Annotated in this window: 16 protein-coding genes; 10 read left to right on the forward strand and 6 right to left on the reverse strand. The window is 53.1% G+C overall.

Annotated elements, in window-relative coordinates:
* The first annotated feature begins 213 nt into the window (after positions 1 to 213).
* From PPOP_RS10700 to PPOP_RS10710, 3 genes are all read left to right on the forward strand, one after another.
* A complete protein-coding gene (locus PPOP_RS10700; protein WP_234399789.1) occupies positions 214 to 2,352 on the forward strand; it encodes an MMPL family transporter in 2,139 nt (712 codons plus the stop codon).
* 169 nt (positions 2,353 to 2,521) lie between these two features.
* Positions 2,522 to 3,673: a radical SAM/CxCxxxxC motif protein YfkAB gene (yfkAB, locus tag PPOP_RS10705; protein ID WP_006286343.1), complete on the forward strand. Its 1,152-nt coding sequence runs from the start codon at positions 2,522 to 2,524 to the stop codon at positions 3,671 to 3,673.
* Between the two features lie 180 nt (positions 3,674 to 3,853).
* Positions 3,854 to 4,549 (forward strand): HAD family hydrolase, encoded by a 696-nt coding sequence (locus PPOP_RS10710; RefSeq protein ID WP_042228435.1) that lies wholly within the window; start codon positions 3,854 to 3,856, stop codon positions 4,547 to 4,549.
* Positions 4,550 to 4,620: 71 nt separating this feature from the next.
* On the opposite strand, the gene PPOP_RS10715 is transcribed toward PPOP_RS10710, so the two are convergent.
* From PPOP_RS10715 to PPOP_RS10735, 5 genes are read right to left on the reverse strand one after another with little or no spacing between them, the layout of a single operon-like run.
* Positions 4,621 to 5,784 carry a YheC/YheD family endospore coat-associated protein gene (locus PPOP_RS10715; protein WP_006286345.1) on the reverse strand — a complete coding sequence of 388 codons (1,164 nt, stop codon included), beginning with the start codon at positions 5,782 to 5,784 and terminating at the stop codon, positions 4,621 to 4,623.
* Between the two features lie 21 nt (positions 5,785 to 5,805).
* On the reverse strand, positions 5,806 to 6,915 hold the full coding sequence (locus PPOP_RS10720; RefSeq protein ID WP_006286346.1) for a YheC/YheD family endospore coat-associated protein: 1,110 nt from the start codon (positions 6,913 to 6,915) through the stop codon (positions 5,806 to 5,808).
* The gene (locus PPOP_RS10725) at positions 6,912 to 8,288 is read right to left on the reverse strand and encodes a YheC/YheD family endospore coat-associated protein (protein WP_006286347.1); all 1,377 of its coding nucleotides are present in this window, start codon (positions 8,286 to 8,288) and stop codon (positions 6,912 to 6,914) included. Before PPOP_RS10725 ends, PPOP_RS10720 begins: the two co-directional genes overlap by 4 nt.
* Positions 8,285 to 9,439: a YheC/YheD family endospore coat-associated protein gene (locus PPOP_RS10730; RefSeq protein ID WP_006286348.1), complete on the reverse strand. Its 1,155-nt coding sequence runs from the start codon at positions 9,437 to 9,439 to the stop codon at positions 8,285 to 8,287. The genes PPOP_RS10725 and PPOP_RS10730 overlap by 4 nt, the downstream gene beginning before the upstream one ends.
* A gap of 13 nt (positions 9,440 to 9,452) precedes the next feature.
* Complete coding sequence (locus PPOP_RS10735; protein ID WP_006286349.1) at positions 9,453 to 10,814, reverse strand: YheC/YheD family endospore coat-associated protein; 1,362 nt, start codon at positions 10,812 to 10,814, stop codon at positions 9,453 to 9,455.
* 154 nt (positions 10,815 to 10,968) lie between these two features.
* Between PPOP_RS10735 and PPOP_RS10740 the strand changes: the two genes are divergently transcribed.
* From PPOP_RS10740 to PPOP_RS10760, 6 genes are all read left to right on the forward strand, one after another.
* The gene (locus PPOP_RS10740; RefSeq protein ID WP_006286350.1) at positions 10,969 to 12,144 is read left to right on the forward strand and encodes a DUF445 family protein; all 1,176 of its coding nucleotides are present in this window, start codon (positions 10,969 to 10,971) and stop codon (positions 12,142 to 12,144) included.
* A gap of 57 nt (positions 12,145 to 12,201) precedes the next feature.
* A complete protein-coding gene (locus tag PPOP_RS10745; protein WP_006286351.1) occupies positions 12,202 to 12,537 on the forward strand; it encodes a YlbF/YmcA family competence regulator in 336 nt (111 codons plus the stop codon).
* An 838-nt stretch (positions 12,538 to 13,375) separates the two neighbouring features.
* Positions 13,376 to 13,477, forward strand: a complete 102-nt coding sequence (locus tag PPOP_RS25925) for an IS3 family transposase (RefSeq protein WP_422730638.1) — start codon at positions 13,376 to 13,378, stop codon at positions 13,475 to 13,477.
* Between the two features lie 102 nt (positions 13,478 to 13,579).
* Complete coding sequence (locus PPOP_RS25930; protein ID WP_093471039.1) at positions 13,580 to 13,780, forward strand: integrase core domain-containing protein; 201 nt, start codon at positions 13,580 to 13,582, stop codon at positions 13,778 to 13,780.
* A 143-nt stretch (positions 13,781 to 13,923) separates the two neighbouring features.
* Positions 13,924 to 14,061: a hypothetical protein gene (locus tag PPOP_RS22755; RefSeq protein WP_159101837.1), complete on the forward strand. Its 138-nt coding sequence runs from the start codon at positions 13,924 to 13,926 to the stop codon at positions 14,059 to 14,061.
* 36 nt (positions 14,062 to 14,097) lie between these two features.
* Entirely contained in the window at positions 14,098 to 14,373 is a 276-nt protein-coding gene (locus PPOP_RS10760; RefSeq protein ID WP_006286353.1) for a DUF3139 domain-containing protein, read from the forward strand.
* 99 nt (positions 14,374 to 14,472) lie between these two features.
* On the opposite strand, the gene PPOP_RS21955 is transcribed toward PPOP_RS10760, so the two are convergent.
* Entirely contained in the window at positions 14,473 to 15,027 is a 555-nt protein-coding gene (locus PPOP_RS21955; RefSeq protein ID WP_006286354.1) for a hypothetical protein, read from the reverse strand.
* A 156-nt stretch (positions 15,028 to 15,183) separates the two neighbouring features.
* Here PPOP_RS21955 and PPOP_RS10765 point away from each other — a divergent pair, with 156 nt between their 5' ends.
* Entirely contained in the window at positions 15,184 to 16,095 is a 912-nt protein-coding gene (locus tag PPOP_RS10765) for a DUF445 family protein (protein ID WP_006286355.1), read from the forward strand.
* Positions 16,096 to 17,114: the final 1,019 nt, after the last annotated feature.

Below are 17,114 nucleotides of genomic sequence, written 5' to 3' on the forward strand. Positions count from 1 at the left end.
CGGAGGAGGAATCCGCCTGGTCGCTGAAGGTGACGATCGTCAGCTTGCACGTTGAAAATTGACCCTGTCATTCGGGAAGCTTACAATGAAGCATATAATAACAGTGGTCAGGGGGCGACACACGTGCGGGACGGCTTTTTTTGGACTTGGGGACAATGGGTATACCGTCGACGACACGCTGTGTGGAGCGGTTGGACGGTATTCTTTTTGATCATGTTACTCTTGGCCCTGCAGGTTCCTTCGATGCTCAAGGACAACGGATTTACGCCAACCGGCAGCGAATCGGAGCAGGGGCTGTCCGTACTGCGCAGCGAGGTCGGGCTCTCCTCAACGACGATGGATATCGTCTACGAGAGCCGGGATAGCTCCTCCTTGATGACGGAAGACACATTCAGGCAGTTGGAAGAACGATTTTCCGGACTGAAGCAGGAGCCGTACGTCAGCGACGTCCGCATTCGCAAGGAAGGACGGAAGGATAATGCGCGGCAGGATGTCATCGCCGTCCATGTCATTCTCGATCTGGATACGAACGAAGCGTTGGAGAAATACCCAGAGATCCGCAGCCAGATACCGGATCTTCCGCAGGCTGACACCTATGTTAGCGGAGCGACCCCTGTCTATTACGATATGCAAGTAGCGAGCAAGCGGGACATTGTGAAGTCGGAGCTGATTGGATTGCCAATTGCGCTCGTCGTCCTGCTCGCCGTCTTCGGCACGCTGCTGGCCGGCCTGCTGCCGCTCATCGTCGGTGTTGTCAGTGTGACCACCTCCCTCGGTCTGATCTACTTCATCTCGTTCGCGACGGATTCGCTCAGCAACTTTCTCCCGAATGTCGTCACGATGCTCGGGCTTGCCGTCGGGATAGATTATGCGCTGTTCATGGTAAGCCGCTTCCGGGAAGAGCTGCGGCAGCATGGTTCGGTCGAAGCGGCGGTAGCGATGACTGCTCGGAAAGCGGGGCGCTCGATCTTTTTTTCCGGCGTGGCGGTGCTGATCGGGCTGGTGGCGATGGCGTTCATCGATCTGGCTCTGTTCCGTTCCTTGAGCCTGGGTGGCGTGCTCGTCGTGACGATGTCTGTCATCGTAGGCAACTCGCTGCTACTGGCCCTGCTGGGCGTATTTGGCGAGCGCATCAATCGCTTTCCGGTCATTCCGGCGCGATTTTGCCGTCGGGATGCGGATGGAGGCAGCGTTTTCTGGCGTCGTATCGCGCATAGCGTCATGAAGCGGCCGGTTACGATTGTCATCATTTTGTTCGTGCTGCTGACCGGCCTCGCGCTGCCGATGGTTGGCATGAATATCGGTATTCCGGACGCGGGGATGCTGCCGCCGAAGTACGAGTCGCGAGCCGGCTCCGATCTGCTGGACGAGGCATACGACAAGCGGGAATTGAACCCGATTCTCGTCGCACTGCACACGGAGCGCCCCTATACGGATACCGGGACGATCCGACAGACAGATGCCTGGCAGTCCGAGCTGAGCCGGATGGATGGAGTGCGGCGCGTCGACAGTTACGTAAGCCTGATGAGCAGGCTCCCTAGCCCGGAGGCGAAGGCGGAGGCCTTGAAGGATCCTTCTCTGCGCGCTCAATTGGAGAGCAGCCATCTGGCGAAGGAGCGGTTTATCGTCATGCAGGTCATTCCCGATGGCGATCCAAAAGGGCAGGAAGTGCGTGATCTCGTCCATAGCCTGCGGAATTGGGAGCTCCCGAGCGGAATAACCGCCAAATATGTGACAGGTGGACCGGCAGTGCAGCTCGACATTATCGAGCGAATCACGGGGGCGCTTCCTTATGTCGTCGTCTTTATCCTGGTAGTGACCTACCTGGTATTGTTTATCGCCTTCCGTTCGGTTTTGCTTCCATTGAAGGCGGTGATGATGAACATATTAAGTCTCGGATCGAGCCTCGGTATTGTCGTGCTTGTCTTCCAGCACGGATATCTGGCCGATCTGTTCCAGGTCACATCGACCGGCATGGTGGTTGCGATGCTGCCGGTCATCATATTTTGCGTCGTCTTCGGCATATCGATGGATTATGAAGTCTTCCTGTTGTCTCGGATTGCCGAGGAATACGAGCGAACGGGACATAACGAGCACAGCACGGCCGACGGCCTTATGAAGACCGGCGGAATCATTACGAGCGCCGCCTTCATTTTGATCGTCGTCGTGGGAGCCTTTATTTTCACGGATAATGAAATGATGAAGGCGATCGGCCTCGGGTTGGCCACTTCGGTTCTGCTCGATGCGACCTTGATCCGCATCTTCCTCGTGCCTTCTCTCATGAAGCTGATGGGGCGGGCCAACTGGTGGGCGCCGAAGCGCCTCCGGCGTAGGGAGAAGAATACGACCTAATCGCTCACCAGCCGGACGAATTACCGCCATCGCATGGATTATGCGCTCCATCTGACAGAGTGCGAGCCTCTGGCCGCATGGCAGGCGGAGGAATGATCCTTGTTCAGGCAGGGTGGAGATGAATATCGCCAGACAATAGGATAATGGAAAAAATAAGGTGGAATGTAGCATGAATCAACTAGAAATGGAACGAGTCAAGGAAAAGCAACAGCTCAGCCCGGCGTATGATCCTTGGGATCCGATTCGCTCGCTGCGCGTGTACGGACGTCATGTCCTGACCAGCGTCGAAATGACGGTGGCCCAGATGTGCAACATGCGCTGCGAGCATTGCGCAGTTGGACACACGCTCGTGATGAGCGAGCCGCCGAAGCTGCCGCTCTCCCTTATGCTCAAGCGGCTGGACGAGGTCGAGCATTTGGAGACGCTCAGTATTACGGGCGGGGAGCCGATGTTCCATCTGAAGACCGTAACCGACTATATCGTTCCGATTTTAAAATACGCCAGCGAACGAGGCATATGGACCCAGATCAACTCGAATTTGACCTTCGACATCGGCCGCTATGAATGGATCGCTCCATATCTGGACGTCATGCACATTTCGTTCAACTATACGTGCATGGAAGATTTCCATGCGGTCGGGTTCACTCATACAAGCCATGAGGTCAAGTCCGGGGCTGCGTCCCGGTTGTACGAGCGGATGATCGATAACTCGAAGCGGCTGAGCGAGGCGGGAATGTACATATCGGCCGAGTCAATGATCAACTACCGGACCCACAGCAAGCTGGACGAGATTCATCAGCTTATCGTCGAGATGGGCTGCCGGCGCCATGAGGTTCATCCGATGTACCCAAGCTCGTTCGCGCAGAATCTTCCGGTACTGCCGCTGTCCGATCTGAGACAGTCGATGCACCGGCTGCTCGACTCCCGTCATCGGGACATCTGGATGCTGTTCGGGACGCTTCCTTTCTTCGCATGCAATACGGTCGAAGAAGACCAGCAGCTCCTTCAGCGCCTCCGCTCGGAACCGATGGTCACACTCCGCAACGATCCGGATGGGCGCAACCGGTTGAATGTCAACCTGTTCAGCGGCGATGTCTTCGTGACCGACTTCGCGGACATTCCAGCCTTCGGCAGCATTTACGAGAGCCGGCTGGACGATATTTTCAATTCCTGGCTGCAGGACCATCTGCTGTCCCGCACGGTCGATTGCCATTGTCCAGCGGTCGCCTGCTGCGGACCGAATCTGCTTGTCGCAGACATGTATTACAAGGGCGTCGATTTCAAGATGAGAATGACCCAAATGCCAGCCTTGGCGGAATAAGCAACAGCTTGAATCTATTTTGCGATGTGTCCACTTACGGATACGGACGATGGCCCCGTTCAATGAGGACGGAGGCTGGTCCATTGGCAGACCGCAAGCACTCCGTCTATTTGGGGGCCGAGCGGCTGTCAGTTGCTCGGCCGGAGTTTTATACGACAATGGGAGGGTCTTGTTGTGAGTATGTCTACATTGCGCGCAGACCGGCTGCCACGCCCGGAAGCGATGATCTTCGATATGGACGGAACGCTGTTCCGCACGGAATCGCTGTTGATACCGGCATACCATCGGGTATTCGATACATTGCGGAGCGACAAGCTGCACGAGGGGCCGACGCCCCCGGAAGATGTGATACTCGGATCACTTGCCATGCTGCTGGCGGACATCTGGAAGCGGGTCATGCCGGAAGGCAGCCCGGAGGCGCACCGCCGCGCGGATGAGCTTCTGCTGCAATACGAGCTGTCCGGATTGGACGAAGGTAGCGCGGAACTATACCCGCAGGTGAAGGAGACTTTGGCCGAGCTGGGGGGCGAAGGCGTAAAACTGTTCGTCGCAAGCAACGGACTGGAGGAATATATACAGGCGATCGTAAAGACCTTCGGCATGGACGAGCTGTTCACTGGCTTGTACAGCGCGGGCGGAAAAGGCACCGCGACCAAGGTGGAGCTGGTGCGTCTCCTGAAGTCGGAGCATGGCATCGATTCGGCCTGGATGGTCGGCGATCGCTCCTCTGACGTTGAAGCGGGGAGGGAGAACGGACTGATCGTCATCGGCTGCCAATATGCCGGCTTCGGTCAGGAACAGGAGCTGCAGGGCTCAGACGTCATCATCCGCCAATTCGACGAACTTGTGGACCTATACCGCTCGACAGCATCTTAACCGCGACAGGCGCAGACTCGGAGAGCTGCGCCTGTCGAATTGATGGACGGTTCTGAATTCAAGCGTCCTTCTTATCTTTCCGATTTGCTGTCGGTTGGCGGCAGCGGCGATTTGCCGGAATCCGGCAGTTTAATGCCCGCCTTTTTCTGGTATAGCCAGGATGCATATTCCAGCGGGCGCACGATGGAGTTGCGGTATGTCTCCTTATCGCCGATACGGTGGAACACTTCGCGCGCTGGCTTCGGATTGACCTCTAGCAGCCAGATCCGCCCTCTCTGGTCGATCGCGAGATCGAGCGCCAACTCGCAGAGAGCATCATATCGCTTCTCAAGGAATGCGGCTACCTCAAGACTGAGGGCTTCGGCTTCCTTACGTATGTCCTGGATGCGGGCCTTGTCGCCTATCCACTGCGCCAGCAGCTCCTGCATCCGCATAGCCTGGCCTCCGCCGTGGAGATTCGACGTGATGCTATGGACCGGTCCAACGCGTCCGGCGCAGCCCGTAACCGACCAGACACCGGAACCGTTCTTCTGCACGAGCATCCGGTAATCATGCACGCGGCCGCTCGGCAGCTTGAGCGCGATGCCCTGCTGGATAAGATAGCGGTCGTTCGCCTTCCAGGAGGATAGCCGGGCGGCCAGTTGAGTGAAGGTCATTTTCTGCGGCCGGATGACCTGCCGCTGATGATCTCTTCCCTCGGCATAGACCACACCGTCCGTCGATCGGAGGCGCTGGATACGAAGAATGCCGCGCCCTCCTGTGCCGTTAATCGGCTTCAGATAGAGCAGTGGCCGCTCCTTCAGCATGCGCTGCACATCCTGAATTCCCGAATACAGTTTTGTGTCGGGAAGATACTTCTTCAAGGACGGTACCGTGGAGAGCACCTGGTAGATCGTCCATTTATTGCGGAGCGGACGGTTCAGATACAGCAGCTTTGGGTATTTGCTGCGGAACCGCTTCAATTGCTCGAATCGGTAGCTTTTTTGAATGCGGGATCGATCGAAAATTAGGGTCGGGAAGCGGGTCCATTTGCGCGTCCAGCGCCCGCACTTCGGATGGTACCACATGCCGTTAATTCGTTTCTGCTTGTCATCTACATCCTGCGGGGTGAACACGAAGACAGTCAATCCCAGCTTGTTCCCAGCCGCAATCATCTTCTGATAAATATGCCGTTCTTCCAATTGTTTTTGTTCATTCAAATAGAGCGTCAAGATGCCAAGAACAGGTTTATCCAAGCGTCTTCACCTTCTTTGACGTTATCCGCCAGTTCGAGATAAATAAGTCGAATACTGGAATATTCGTTCCAGTGAGCGTCTTCGAATGTGGGGCTCATCGAATTTCATCGGCTTCGCATTGGCTTCGAAGAACCAGATGCTACCGTTCGTATCGACGCCAAGATCCATCGACATCTCGCCAAGCGTATGTCCGGAGCCGCGTTCGATCTGCCGGGCGATGATGATGGCTGCGTTTTTGATGCGGGCCATCGTTCTCCGCGCTTGTTCGACGCCGAAATTCACGCTCAGCAGCTTCTCGGGATCCTCGATGCTTCCGCCGCGGGGAACATGGGTCGTAATGCTCGTAGTGCCAGCAACTCGGGCGCCGACACCGGTAATATCCCATTGGCCTTTGCTGTTCTTCTGCACCAGCACCCGCAAATCAAACGGCCGCCGGTTCACCGTAGCCAGCGGAATGCCCTGCTGGACGATATAATCATGGATGCCGGCCTGCTTGCGTATCCGGGGCCATAGCTTTGAGATCGTGGCGCATTTGAACAGGGCGCTCCTTCTTTTATCCTGGGTCTTGAGTCGGAACTTCAGCGCTTTCGTATGATTGACGCGAAGCGTCATAATGCCCATGCCGGCCTTCCCCGTCTCCGGCTTAAGGAACAGATAGGGATATTTGTTCAACATTTTGGCCAGGGTGACAGAGGTGCGCAGCCGCCGCGTGGCGGGGATGAAGGTTCGAGTGACCCTTGATTTTTGCAGCCATTCAAATAATTCCCATTTATTAAAAAAATATGGATTATATAGAAAAGTGCTCGGATGGGCCAGAACCTCCTCGATCTTGCGGCGGACGGCAGGCAGATTCTCATCCTCCCGCAGCGGTATGCGGTTGTAGATGATGCGTGGGGGCGGGAACCATTCCTGCGCCCAGGATTGCTTATCCTCGTTATATTCGTAGCCCGCGATTCGCCTGGCGTCGAGATTCAGCTCCCTCACGGTCACGGTATATACGGTAAAGCCGAGATCCTTGCCCGTACGCAAAATATCCAGGAAGTTGTCACGATTGCCGCGGAAATGTTCCTTGGCATCCTCGATCGTCAGAATGGCGACGACCGGCAGTTGATCTTGCTCTATGCCACTCACATCGGATCCCTCCTGCGGAATTTGCTAAGGAACAGACAGTGATCCAGGATATGTTCAATGGATGATTGACCTTCACTGCGCAAGGAGGGATGCTTGAATATCGAGCGCCCAGGCTTGGCGTTGGCCTCGAACATCCATACATGCTCATCCCGGTCTATGCCGAGGTCGAAGCCGAGTTCGCCGAGGAGATGAGGATAGTTCCGTTCAATGGCCTTAGCCAGATCAATGGCTACCATTTTCATATTGGCAAGCACTTCTTTGGCTCTGTCGCCGAACATCCGCTGAAGAGCCTGTTCCGGCGTCATCAGCTGGCCGCCATTCTTCACGTGGGTGGTAACGCTGCCTTTGCCCGCTTTCTTGGCGCCGATTCCGACAACGATCCATTCATTCTCCCCGTTTTTGTGCATATGGAAGCGGAAGTCGATCGGGCAGCTATCGATCTCGATGAGCCGAACCCCTTGCTGCACGACATAGTTGCGCAGAGAACGTCCGTGCCTTGCTTGCAGCATGCGGATGAGGCTGGAAAATTGCTTAAAGCGAAGCAGCGTGTTTTTGCCGTTGACCGTGTAGCGTGCGAAATAGCCTTTCTTCGGCAGGTAGGTCAGCCGATAGATGCCGATACCCAGGCTTCCCGAGGTCGGCTTGTAATAGACGAAATGATGGCGGGACAGCATGACGCGAATGGTGTCCGGCGTAGGGTTCATAACCGATTCCGGTACGTGGAGGTTCGCTTCCAGATCGTTTTCCAGCAGTTCGTAGATATCGGATTTTTTGAAAAAGCACCAGTTGAAAAAAGGGATGTTCCGGCGAACGAACCGTTCCCGCAGCATCTGGATCGAGGACGTCGTCTCTGCCCGCCGGCTCGACAGCCGGTTATATACGACATCTGGCAGCGGCACGGTGCGCCGTCTCCAACTGCCGGATTCCGATAGGAAGTAGGCGTTGACGGTCTCGTTGTGCCAATTGATATCGCGCGGAGTGAAGGCAAAGATGAAGGCTTTCTTATTGCCGACGCGCAAAATTTGCTTAATGAACGAGGTGCGGCTGCCGAATGGATGCGTCTGTGTGCGCAGCGAGGAATCCGATAAGATGCCGATCAACGGCCCCAACTGCAGATCGCCTTCCTGCTCGTTGCGAAGATAAACGACACCGGATTTCGGCACCCGGACGAAGGAACGAAGGCCGGCCGGTATGATGACATGGTTGCCTGGACGCTTCACCGGCTTCAGCGTAGCGGGGAATATCGTCTTGCCCAATCGAAGCCGTACTGATTTTTTGCCGGTCAGCTTCAATTGCTTCATTAAGGTGCTGGAGAGATACACTGTTTTCTCGGATTTAGGTGTTAAGTGGACGTTGCATACCGTCAAGCTCATGGACTTACCCTCCTAAGATGTCGACCCAGTACATAGCGCGCATACAAGATGGGATTTTCCACGGATTTCACAGCGGCTTCCCGCTCGCCTGTCTGACGGAAGACCGTCCTGCCCGGCTTCGAATTGACCTCCAGCAGCCACATGCGGGCTTTCTGATCAATGCCGTAATCCAGACCGACCTCCATCAGACGCCCGTGTCGTGCTTCAAGTAGAGGGGGGATGCGCTCGCTATAGGCATGCAGCTGCTCCATGAGCCGCTCGGCACGCTCCGGGTCGTATTCGCGCTTCAAAAATGGAAGGACAGACACGGCCCGCCCGCCTCCATGAAGATTGGAAGTAATGCTGTCAAGGGTGCCGATGCGTGCGGCCATGCCGGTCATCGCCCAGCGGCCCCGGTCATTCTTTTGCATCAGTACACGAATGTCGAATGGCTCGCCCGCCTGCGTTAGCAAGGACAAGCAAGGCTGCATGACAAAGGTTCGTCTGCCGATAAAGCTGGAAATCCAGTTGTATCCATCCTCGGTACATTCAAATTGCTTCGTCAGCAGGTGGTTGCGTTGATCGCGTCCCGCTACCCTCAGTAGAGGGGCGTGGCTTCTATCTCCTCGCTGTGCTGTCCGGCGATACTGGACCCGGAGCGCTGACTTCCCCTGGGAGCCGGCATGAGGCTTCAGGAACAGGCTTCCGTCGTAGTGGGACAGCGCGGCAGCGATACTGCGCTTGCCCTTGTAGAGATGAGTGGGCGGCAGAATCACGCTCAGGCCGGACTCCGCAGATAAGGAGCGGTAGATGTCCCATTTGCCCTGCAATCCTATCCCCAGTTGGGTAGTGCGTCTGCTCCGCAGCAGCTTGGCGAGGGCGGCTGAAGTTATGGCGCTTGCGCTTCTGCTGGAGAATACGCACCGGTTGTACACAAGGGGAGGCAACGCGGCGGTGCAGGGTTCCCATCGATGGTTGCTGTAGACATAACCGTTCACCGTGCCGGAAGCAAGGTCGGCCCATGCAGGCGAAAAAACGATGACCCGGACGCCGTGTTTGTGTCCGGCCTGACACAGCCTGCGGCAATATTCAGCCTCGGTGAAGGGAGGCGTGCCGGGTGATTCGTTCTGGAGAACGCCGATGACGGGCTGCTCGGCCCTGTTCTTCTTCATCCCCTGCACCTCCTCAAAATCCGGACAAATACCGGGCGTATTCCACCGTTTTGCGGACGGAGGGACGGACTCGGTTGACGTTCAACGGAGTATTGTCATTTTTGGAAGGCTTGGAGTTGACTTCAAGTAGCCACACTTTGCCTGACGTATCGACAGCCAGGTCAATCCCCAATTCACCGAAGTGAGCGGGAATATGCGTGTCGATGCCGCGCGCGATATCGAGCGCCGCCCGCTGCAGCTTGCCCATGATGTCGCTCTTCGCCCCGGCCGGCAGATTCGATCGGCCGACCGCTTCCTTTACGGTGCTGAGCGTTCCGCCGCGCGCCACATTCGACACGAAGTGCTGCGTGCTCGCGGTTCGGGCGACGATGGACGTGATGCTCCAGCGGCCGTGAATGTTCTTCTGAACGAGCGCGCGGAAATCGATCGGGCGCTTGGCAAAATCGATCAGGTTCAAGCCTTGCTGGATCTGGTAGCGATTCGTCTTCAGCTTCCCGGACAGGGTAGAGAACAGCTTGGTTAAGCTGCTGAAGTTATGGCGCTTGGTGCCGCTAATATTGGAATAGAGGGCTTGAAAGCTGTTATCCGAGGTACGGTTGATGCAGATGATGCCTTTGCCGAGGCTTCCTCGGGCCGGCTTCAGGAAGAGGGTCTGATATCGCCCGCTCATCGTCTTGAGGGTAGAGTACTTGCGCAGCAGATGTGATTCCGGCAAGTAGCGGGTCAACTCTGCACTGGTCTTCAACGCGTCGAACACCTCGGTCTTATCCAGAAACTTTTCATTGAATACATGTGACTGGTAACGTGATTTTACTTCTTTCATGAAATGCTGTACGCTAGGTTTGTTCTCCAGAGCTCGTGACGTCAGACGATTGTTCACGACATCCGGGATTGGCATGCTGGTGAGCTGCCAGCTTCCTTTGGTGTAAACCCATGCCTGTATCCGTAGCGTGTCCTTCACATGTTCCGGCGTGAAGAAGCAGGCAACGGCTCCTTGGGATTGGCAGGCATCGACCATCTCCCGGCAGAAGGCGGTAATCGAGCCGAACGGCCGATCCGGAACAGCAGGATAATCCCGGCTGATCAGGACGCCGATAAGCGGACCGATTCTCAACGTCTGTTGGGTATACGTTAGCCGCAGGGCAACATCGCTAGACAGTCCCATATTGTGGGCAAGCGCGTGATTGATCCGGAGCCCGTTAGATTTGGGAACGGAGGATACGATCACGCTCTGTCTGAAGGAACCGAAGCGGATCGTAATCGGATGGTTTACGGGAATCTTCCATTGCTTGACATAGCTGTCACCCAACATGATTGTGTCTTCCCGCAAGATGCCGGCGCTCACAACGTGGAGCCTCACTTTTGATTTCAACATGTTGGTTCTCCTTCCAACGACGACTTGCATGATGAATCACGGTATGCACCGGACTGGTGTCGATACAAATACAGGTGAACCGCATACGTAATTCATCATATGAGGACATATTTCCCTTGGTGATTGACTTGCATCATGAAAGGAGGGGTTCGACGTGCCCAATTGGATGTTTATTCTATTTAGCGTCATTGTCGCCGCGTTCGTCGGCGGTATAACGAATCATTTTGCGATAAAGATGCTGTTCCACCCGCGGCAGCCGATTCATCTGTTCGGGCGTAGAGTGCCGTTCACGCCCGGCCTCATTCCGAAGCGGAAGTCAGATATTGCGGCCTCGCTCGGGGAAGTCGTATCCGAATATTTAGTGACCAGCGACGGGCTGCGGGTGATGCTGCGCCAGCCGGAGGTGCAGGAACAGGCGACGGCCGGGCTGACGGGCTTTCTCGACCGGCTGCTGGCGGACGATCGCACGTTGTGTGAATGGGCTGCGATCGCCTCCCCCGGCCGGAGCTGGCTCGAGATATGCGCGGCTTGGGGGGAGCGGCTCGACACACTGACCGAGTCGGGAATCCGGTACGGGTTGGCAGGCAGCGGCTGGGACGAGCGTCCGCTGTCCGAGTTCCTGTCGGCAGGGCAGGAGGAGAGCCTGAACCGGCTAGCAGGCAAGGCTGCTTCCGCCATCCTGCTGTCGATTGAGCGGGAGCTGCTGTCGTCCGGCGGGCAGCGCATGCTGCTGCGGATGGCGAAGGAATTCGTCGACCGTTCGAAGGGCTTCATGGGCGTGATGGCGGCCATCTTCGTCGATGAAGACAAGCTGGTGACGCGGATAACGCCCCTGCTGGCGGAGCAGCTCCGTTCTGACAAGGTCCAAGAGACCGTGACCCTTATGCTGGAACGGAAGCTGGAGGAGTGTCTGAGCCAGCCGCCGGCCGAGCTGCTGCGCGCCTGGTCGGAAGGCGAATCCGAGCCTGCCGATCAGATTCTCGGCCTGGCGAAGTCATGGCTGCAGTGGAGCCGCCGCTTGGAGCGGTGGGGAGGGTCGCGGCCGATCCGCTGGCTGAAGGAGAGCAAGGAGGCTTGGCAGCCTTACGTGCCGCGAATCGTCGATTGCGCGATCACGCTGTTGGACCGCAATCTGGACAAGGTAGTGCGCGCCGCCCGCCTGCAGGATGTGGTCCGTTCGCAGGTGGGGCAATTCCCGATCGAGCGGCTGGAGACGATCATTTTGAGCGTATCGGGGAAGGAGTTCCGTGCCATCACGTGGCTCGGGGCGTTGCTTGGGGGGATGATCGGCTTGATTCAGTCGTTGCTTCTGCTTGCAATCGGTTCGTAGCTCCTGCGACAGCGGGGTATGCTGACTAATAAGGAAGAACGGAAAGGATGAGAACGAATGAGTGTATACGATCAAGCCCATGAATTGGCCCACGCCTTGCAACAATCAGACGAGGCGAAGGCCGTCGAGACGGTGATGAAGGCCATTGAGTCCGATGCGGACAGCAAGCGGATGCTGGATGATTTCCGTCTGCGCCAGATGGAGATGCAGCAGAAGATGATGACCGGCGAGATGCCGGATCAGTCGGAGCTGGACAACATGGAGAAGCTGTATGAAGTCATCAGCATAAATACGGAGATCGCGAAGCTGTTCGAAGCCGAACGGCGGCTCGCGGTCGTGATTCAGGATGTGAATAAGATCGTATCGGATGCGCTCGGCCATTTGTATGGTTGATCCGGAAGTGCCAAGTGCGAGTCCGGCGGCTGGGTGACTCCGAATCCGAAGAAATTTGGAACACATTCTTCCAAGAGCTCAAGCAGCGTGGATTATGGGGTGTAGATAAACCGCACGCCTATGGCCGGCAGGAAGTATCTGGATATGACGGATGAATTGAAGTGGCGTAAAACAAGTCAAAAGACTGCATCCAAAGTTATGCGATTAAGTTAGAGAGATGAATTTTACTTGAGGGAATTTACATAATTTTGGACTTGGCTAAAGGTATTAAAACAAATCCCCCCCATATACATAAAAAATATAATGCTCCCAAAGGATGAGACACAGGAGCGTGATAAACAAGTTATAATCAAGCTATGGAAAAACAAAATCGATATACTGCAGAGTTTAAAACCAAAGTCGTGCTGGAAGTGCTCCGTGAGGAGCAGACCGTCAATGAAATTGCATCGAAATATGATCAGTCAATGGAAGGCCGAGTTCTTAGAGCGCGTTTCAACCGTCTTCGAAGAAGGCCAGTAAAGCCGACAAAGTGAGAAAGGAGTACGAAGCCAAGCAAGAACGTCTGGAGAAGCTGGTAGGTCAACTCACGGTTGAAGTCGACTGGCTCAAAAAAAATCTGGCCTCAAATGAACCGCTGGAAGCCCGTTAAGCGATGGTGGAGCGGGACAATGCGTAGATTAAGATTACGGTGAAACGCCAAACGGAGCTACTGGACGTAAATCGGACCCGTGTCTACCGCCTCTCAAGGGAACAACGCGAAAGGGAAGAGAATGTTCGGCTCATGCATCGGATCGACGAGCTTTACATAAAGCATCCCTACTTCGGTTAACGGCGCATGATGAGATTCATTCGCGATCAGGGACATGAGGTCAACCGCAAGCGTGTGCGCTGCTTGATGCAAATCATGGGGCTTGAAGCGGTCTATCCAAAGAGAACCTAAGCAAACGCCTTCACGTGGCCTATACACATCCCTACCTGCTTCGTAGCCTCTGCATCGATCATTCCAATCAGGGTCTGGAGAGTCGATATTACCAATCTGCGGATGGGCAAGAGCCGGGCAACCGACAACAGCCGAACAGAGCGATTCTTCCGCTCATTCAAGTATGAATGCATTTATTTGAATGAATTCGAAAACCTTTGTGCGTTACGTCAAGGGATCGTTTGCTTTGTCCATTTTTACAATGAGAACGCCCTCACCAGTCGCTCGGTAAGGCACGACCTGTGCATTTCTATGCTCACATAGCTAAGCCTATTGCATCCTAATCGCTGGAAGGAGGACATACCTTATTTCTCAAAAAATTGTATCTTGATAATGGGGAGCACTACATTATTAACGATGATTCCAAAGATGTCACTATTAATGTTGTTATAAAGGGAGGAAATATCATGAACATCAAAAAAACTTTTTTGTATAGTGTTGGAGTTATTTTAGCTCTGGCTGTTATTGGATTTATAGGTAATGCATTAACTCCAATTGTTGAATTTATTTGGTTTTCTTGGTTCCAGCCTCGCCTGACATGGTAAATGAAAATTCTAAAAGAAGTGGGAGGAATAAGCTGAATGAATACAAAAAGAAAAATGTTCTACGGTATTTTAATTGCTTTAGTTTTAATTATTCTTATTCCAATTTTGAAGATTAAATGGACTATGTATAGCCTAGAAAAAAATTTGCATGATTATTTAATTCATACACAAAAATACAAAGAAGAGGAGATTTTAAGTATTAAATGTGTACTATCTGATCTTCCTAAATATCCAGTTTACGTGAGATTTAAAGATAAACCAAATTACCATCATGTATATTTTTTTAGAGGAAACTCATGGACTCAACTTTGAAAACAAAAAAAGTAATATACCTAAATTTAGGTATATTACTTTTTAAGTATCAGGGTGGGCGTTATCTCCAGTGTCCTTGTCCCAATACTAAAGAAAATATCATGCTTTGAATGAACCAACTTTTTCAAAAGGACTTGATGTAAATTCGGATGGTAAAATATATACAGAGTCTGTAACTTTTGCACGATATGATGTTATATCTTCATGAGGGTATTCCAAACCGTAGTAAAGTGCTTGCCAAATGAATTTAGAGCAATAACTGGGGTTTAGTACGTTCAATTTTAGTCTATCGGTTTCATGGGGGGCTGGAATTTCATAGTCTGTTACTTTAGAATATTTTTCCTTCACCCATCGACCAGCAGCTGCTTTGGTTGACCGGTTAAATCTATATATTTCAATATCTTCGCCGGATTTATGCCTTGTTCGATAATTGCTAACCGTGTCAGATTTGCCCCCAGCAGAAGTTTGACCATCATCTACTATACTATTAGCATGATAAATTTTATTATCATCAGCTACAATAGCCACATGTCCTACAATAAGGCTAGAACCTTTTTTAGACGAATAAAGAATATCACCTGCTTTCATTTCAATATTTGTACCTGGGTAATAGTCAGCATAAGCCAAAGCTGTAGTAAATACTAAAGCGAACACAAAAAAACTAAAACATGTACTTGTAATCTTCTTGAATATTTAATCGCCTCCCAATATTATCCTTGGATAAAATATCCTATCATTAATATACCTAAGGTTGAGCGGTATTTCAACAATAAATTACTATAAACTAGGATCGTTACCAGGTCGGGGCACTTGGCCAACGATTCGCGAATCATCTCCCCCGGCCGGAGCTGGCTCGAGATATGCGCGGCTTGGGGGGAGCGGCTCGACACACTGACCGAGTCGGGAATCCGGTACGGGTTGGCAGGCAGCGGCTGGGACGAGCATCCGCTGTCCGAGTTCCTGCCGGCAGGGCAGGAGGAAAGCCTGAACCGGCTAGCAGGCAAGGCTGCTTCTGCCATTCTGCTGTCGATTGAGCGGGAGCTGCTGTCGTCCGGCGGGCAGCGCATGCTGCTGCGGATGGCGAAGGAATTCGTCGACCGTTCGAAGGGCTTCATGGGCGTGATGGCGGCCATCTTCGTCGATGAAGACAAGCTGGTGACGCGGATAACGCCCCTGCTGGCGGAGCAGCTCCGTTCTGACAAGGTACAAGGAACCGTGACCCTCATGCTGGAACGGAAGCTGGAGGAGTGGCTGAGCCAGCCGCCGGCCGAACTGCTGCGCGCCTGGTCGGAAGGCGAATCCGAGCCTGCCGATCAGATTCTCGGCCTGGCGAAGTTATGGCTGCAGTGGAGCCGCCGCTTGGAGCGGTGGGGAGAGTCGCGGCCGAGCCACTGGTTGGAGGAGAGCAAGGAGGCTTGGCAGCCTTACGTGCCGCGGATCGTTGATTATGCGCTTGCGCTGTTGGACCGCAATCTGGACAAGGTAGTGCGCGCCGCCCGCCTGCAGGATGTGGTCCGTTCGCAGGTAGGGCAATTCCCGATCGAGCGGCTGGAGACAATCATTTTGAGCGTATCGGGGAAGGAGTTCCGTGCCATCACGTGGCTCGGGGCGTTGCTTGGGGGGGATGATCGGCTTGATTCAGTCGTTGCTTCTGCTTGCAATCGGTTCGTAGCTCCTGCGACAGCGGGCATGCTGACTAATGAGAAAGAACGGAAAGGATGAGAACGGATGAGTGTATACGATCAAGCCCATGAATTGGCCCACGCCTTGCAACAATCAGACGAGGCGAAGGCCGTCGAGACGGCGGTGATATCGTTATAGTGACTGTTATAGCAAAGCGTAAGTATAGACAAACTATGAATAAACTACACAAAGGACGAAACACCTTCGGAGTGTTCGTCCTTTTATATTGATAATAATACAAAATGGATGATTTGTAAAAAAATGATTGTATTTCGTAAGATGCATGGTAAAGTATAGATAATTACATTGCCGAAGGGAGTTGAAACTATGAATACCGTTGCTGCGAAGCCACAGCGCTTGGGGAAGCTAATACAGTGTACAGTGCTATCGGCAGAAGAAGGAAATAGTCTATCGAAGCTACAAGAAGCGGTCTTCCTTGATAAGAGCAGCCTGTCGAGAATTGAAAGCAGCGAAATCAAATACCCCTGATTTTAACATCATTTAATCCATTGCTGCTGTATTAGACATCCCCGGTGACGACATCGTAGAACAGTACATCGAGATTGGACATAAATCACATGTAATTTACTTGTTTTTGCAAAAAACACTCGAAAAATGAAGACAGCTTAGACTTGGTAGAAAAGCTTGATCAGATAGCATTCATCGTAATATATGAACCCATTCAACTATCTTTGTATAACCTCATCATTGGACTACTCACGTTCCTACGGAATTATGCCCTATACTGCCAAAAGGGTTTTACCAAAAGTACAGGATTGAACGAAATGATTTCAGCAGATTTTTTTAAGCGATAAAGAACGAATACTGCTGCACTATAGACTAAGCGTTCACGCTTATAGTCTTATGTACTATCACGATGCTATAGGTCTGGGAAATTATGTTATGAAAACTTACGTAGCAGCACAACGACCAGACATCCTGCAAAGAACTAGGAAAAGACCCAAAATTGTCTTTAGAAAATACGGTACGAAAAGGAGAAGAGAACATGAAAAAATTTATAGCCTTGATGTTATTGATTGCTCTTTCATTTACAAGCC

It is taken from the genome of Paenibacillus popilliae ATCC 14706, from assembly GCF_000315235.1.
Lineage (GTDB): Bacteria > Bacillota > Bacilli > Paenibacillales > Paenibacillaceae > Paenibacillus_B > Paenibacillus_B popilliae.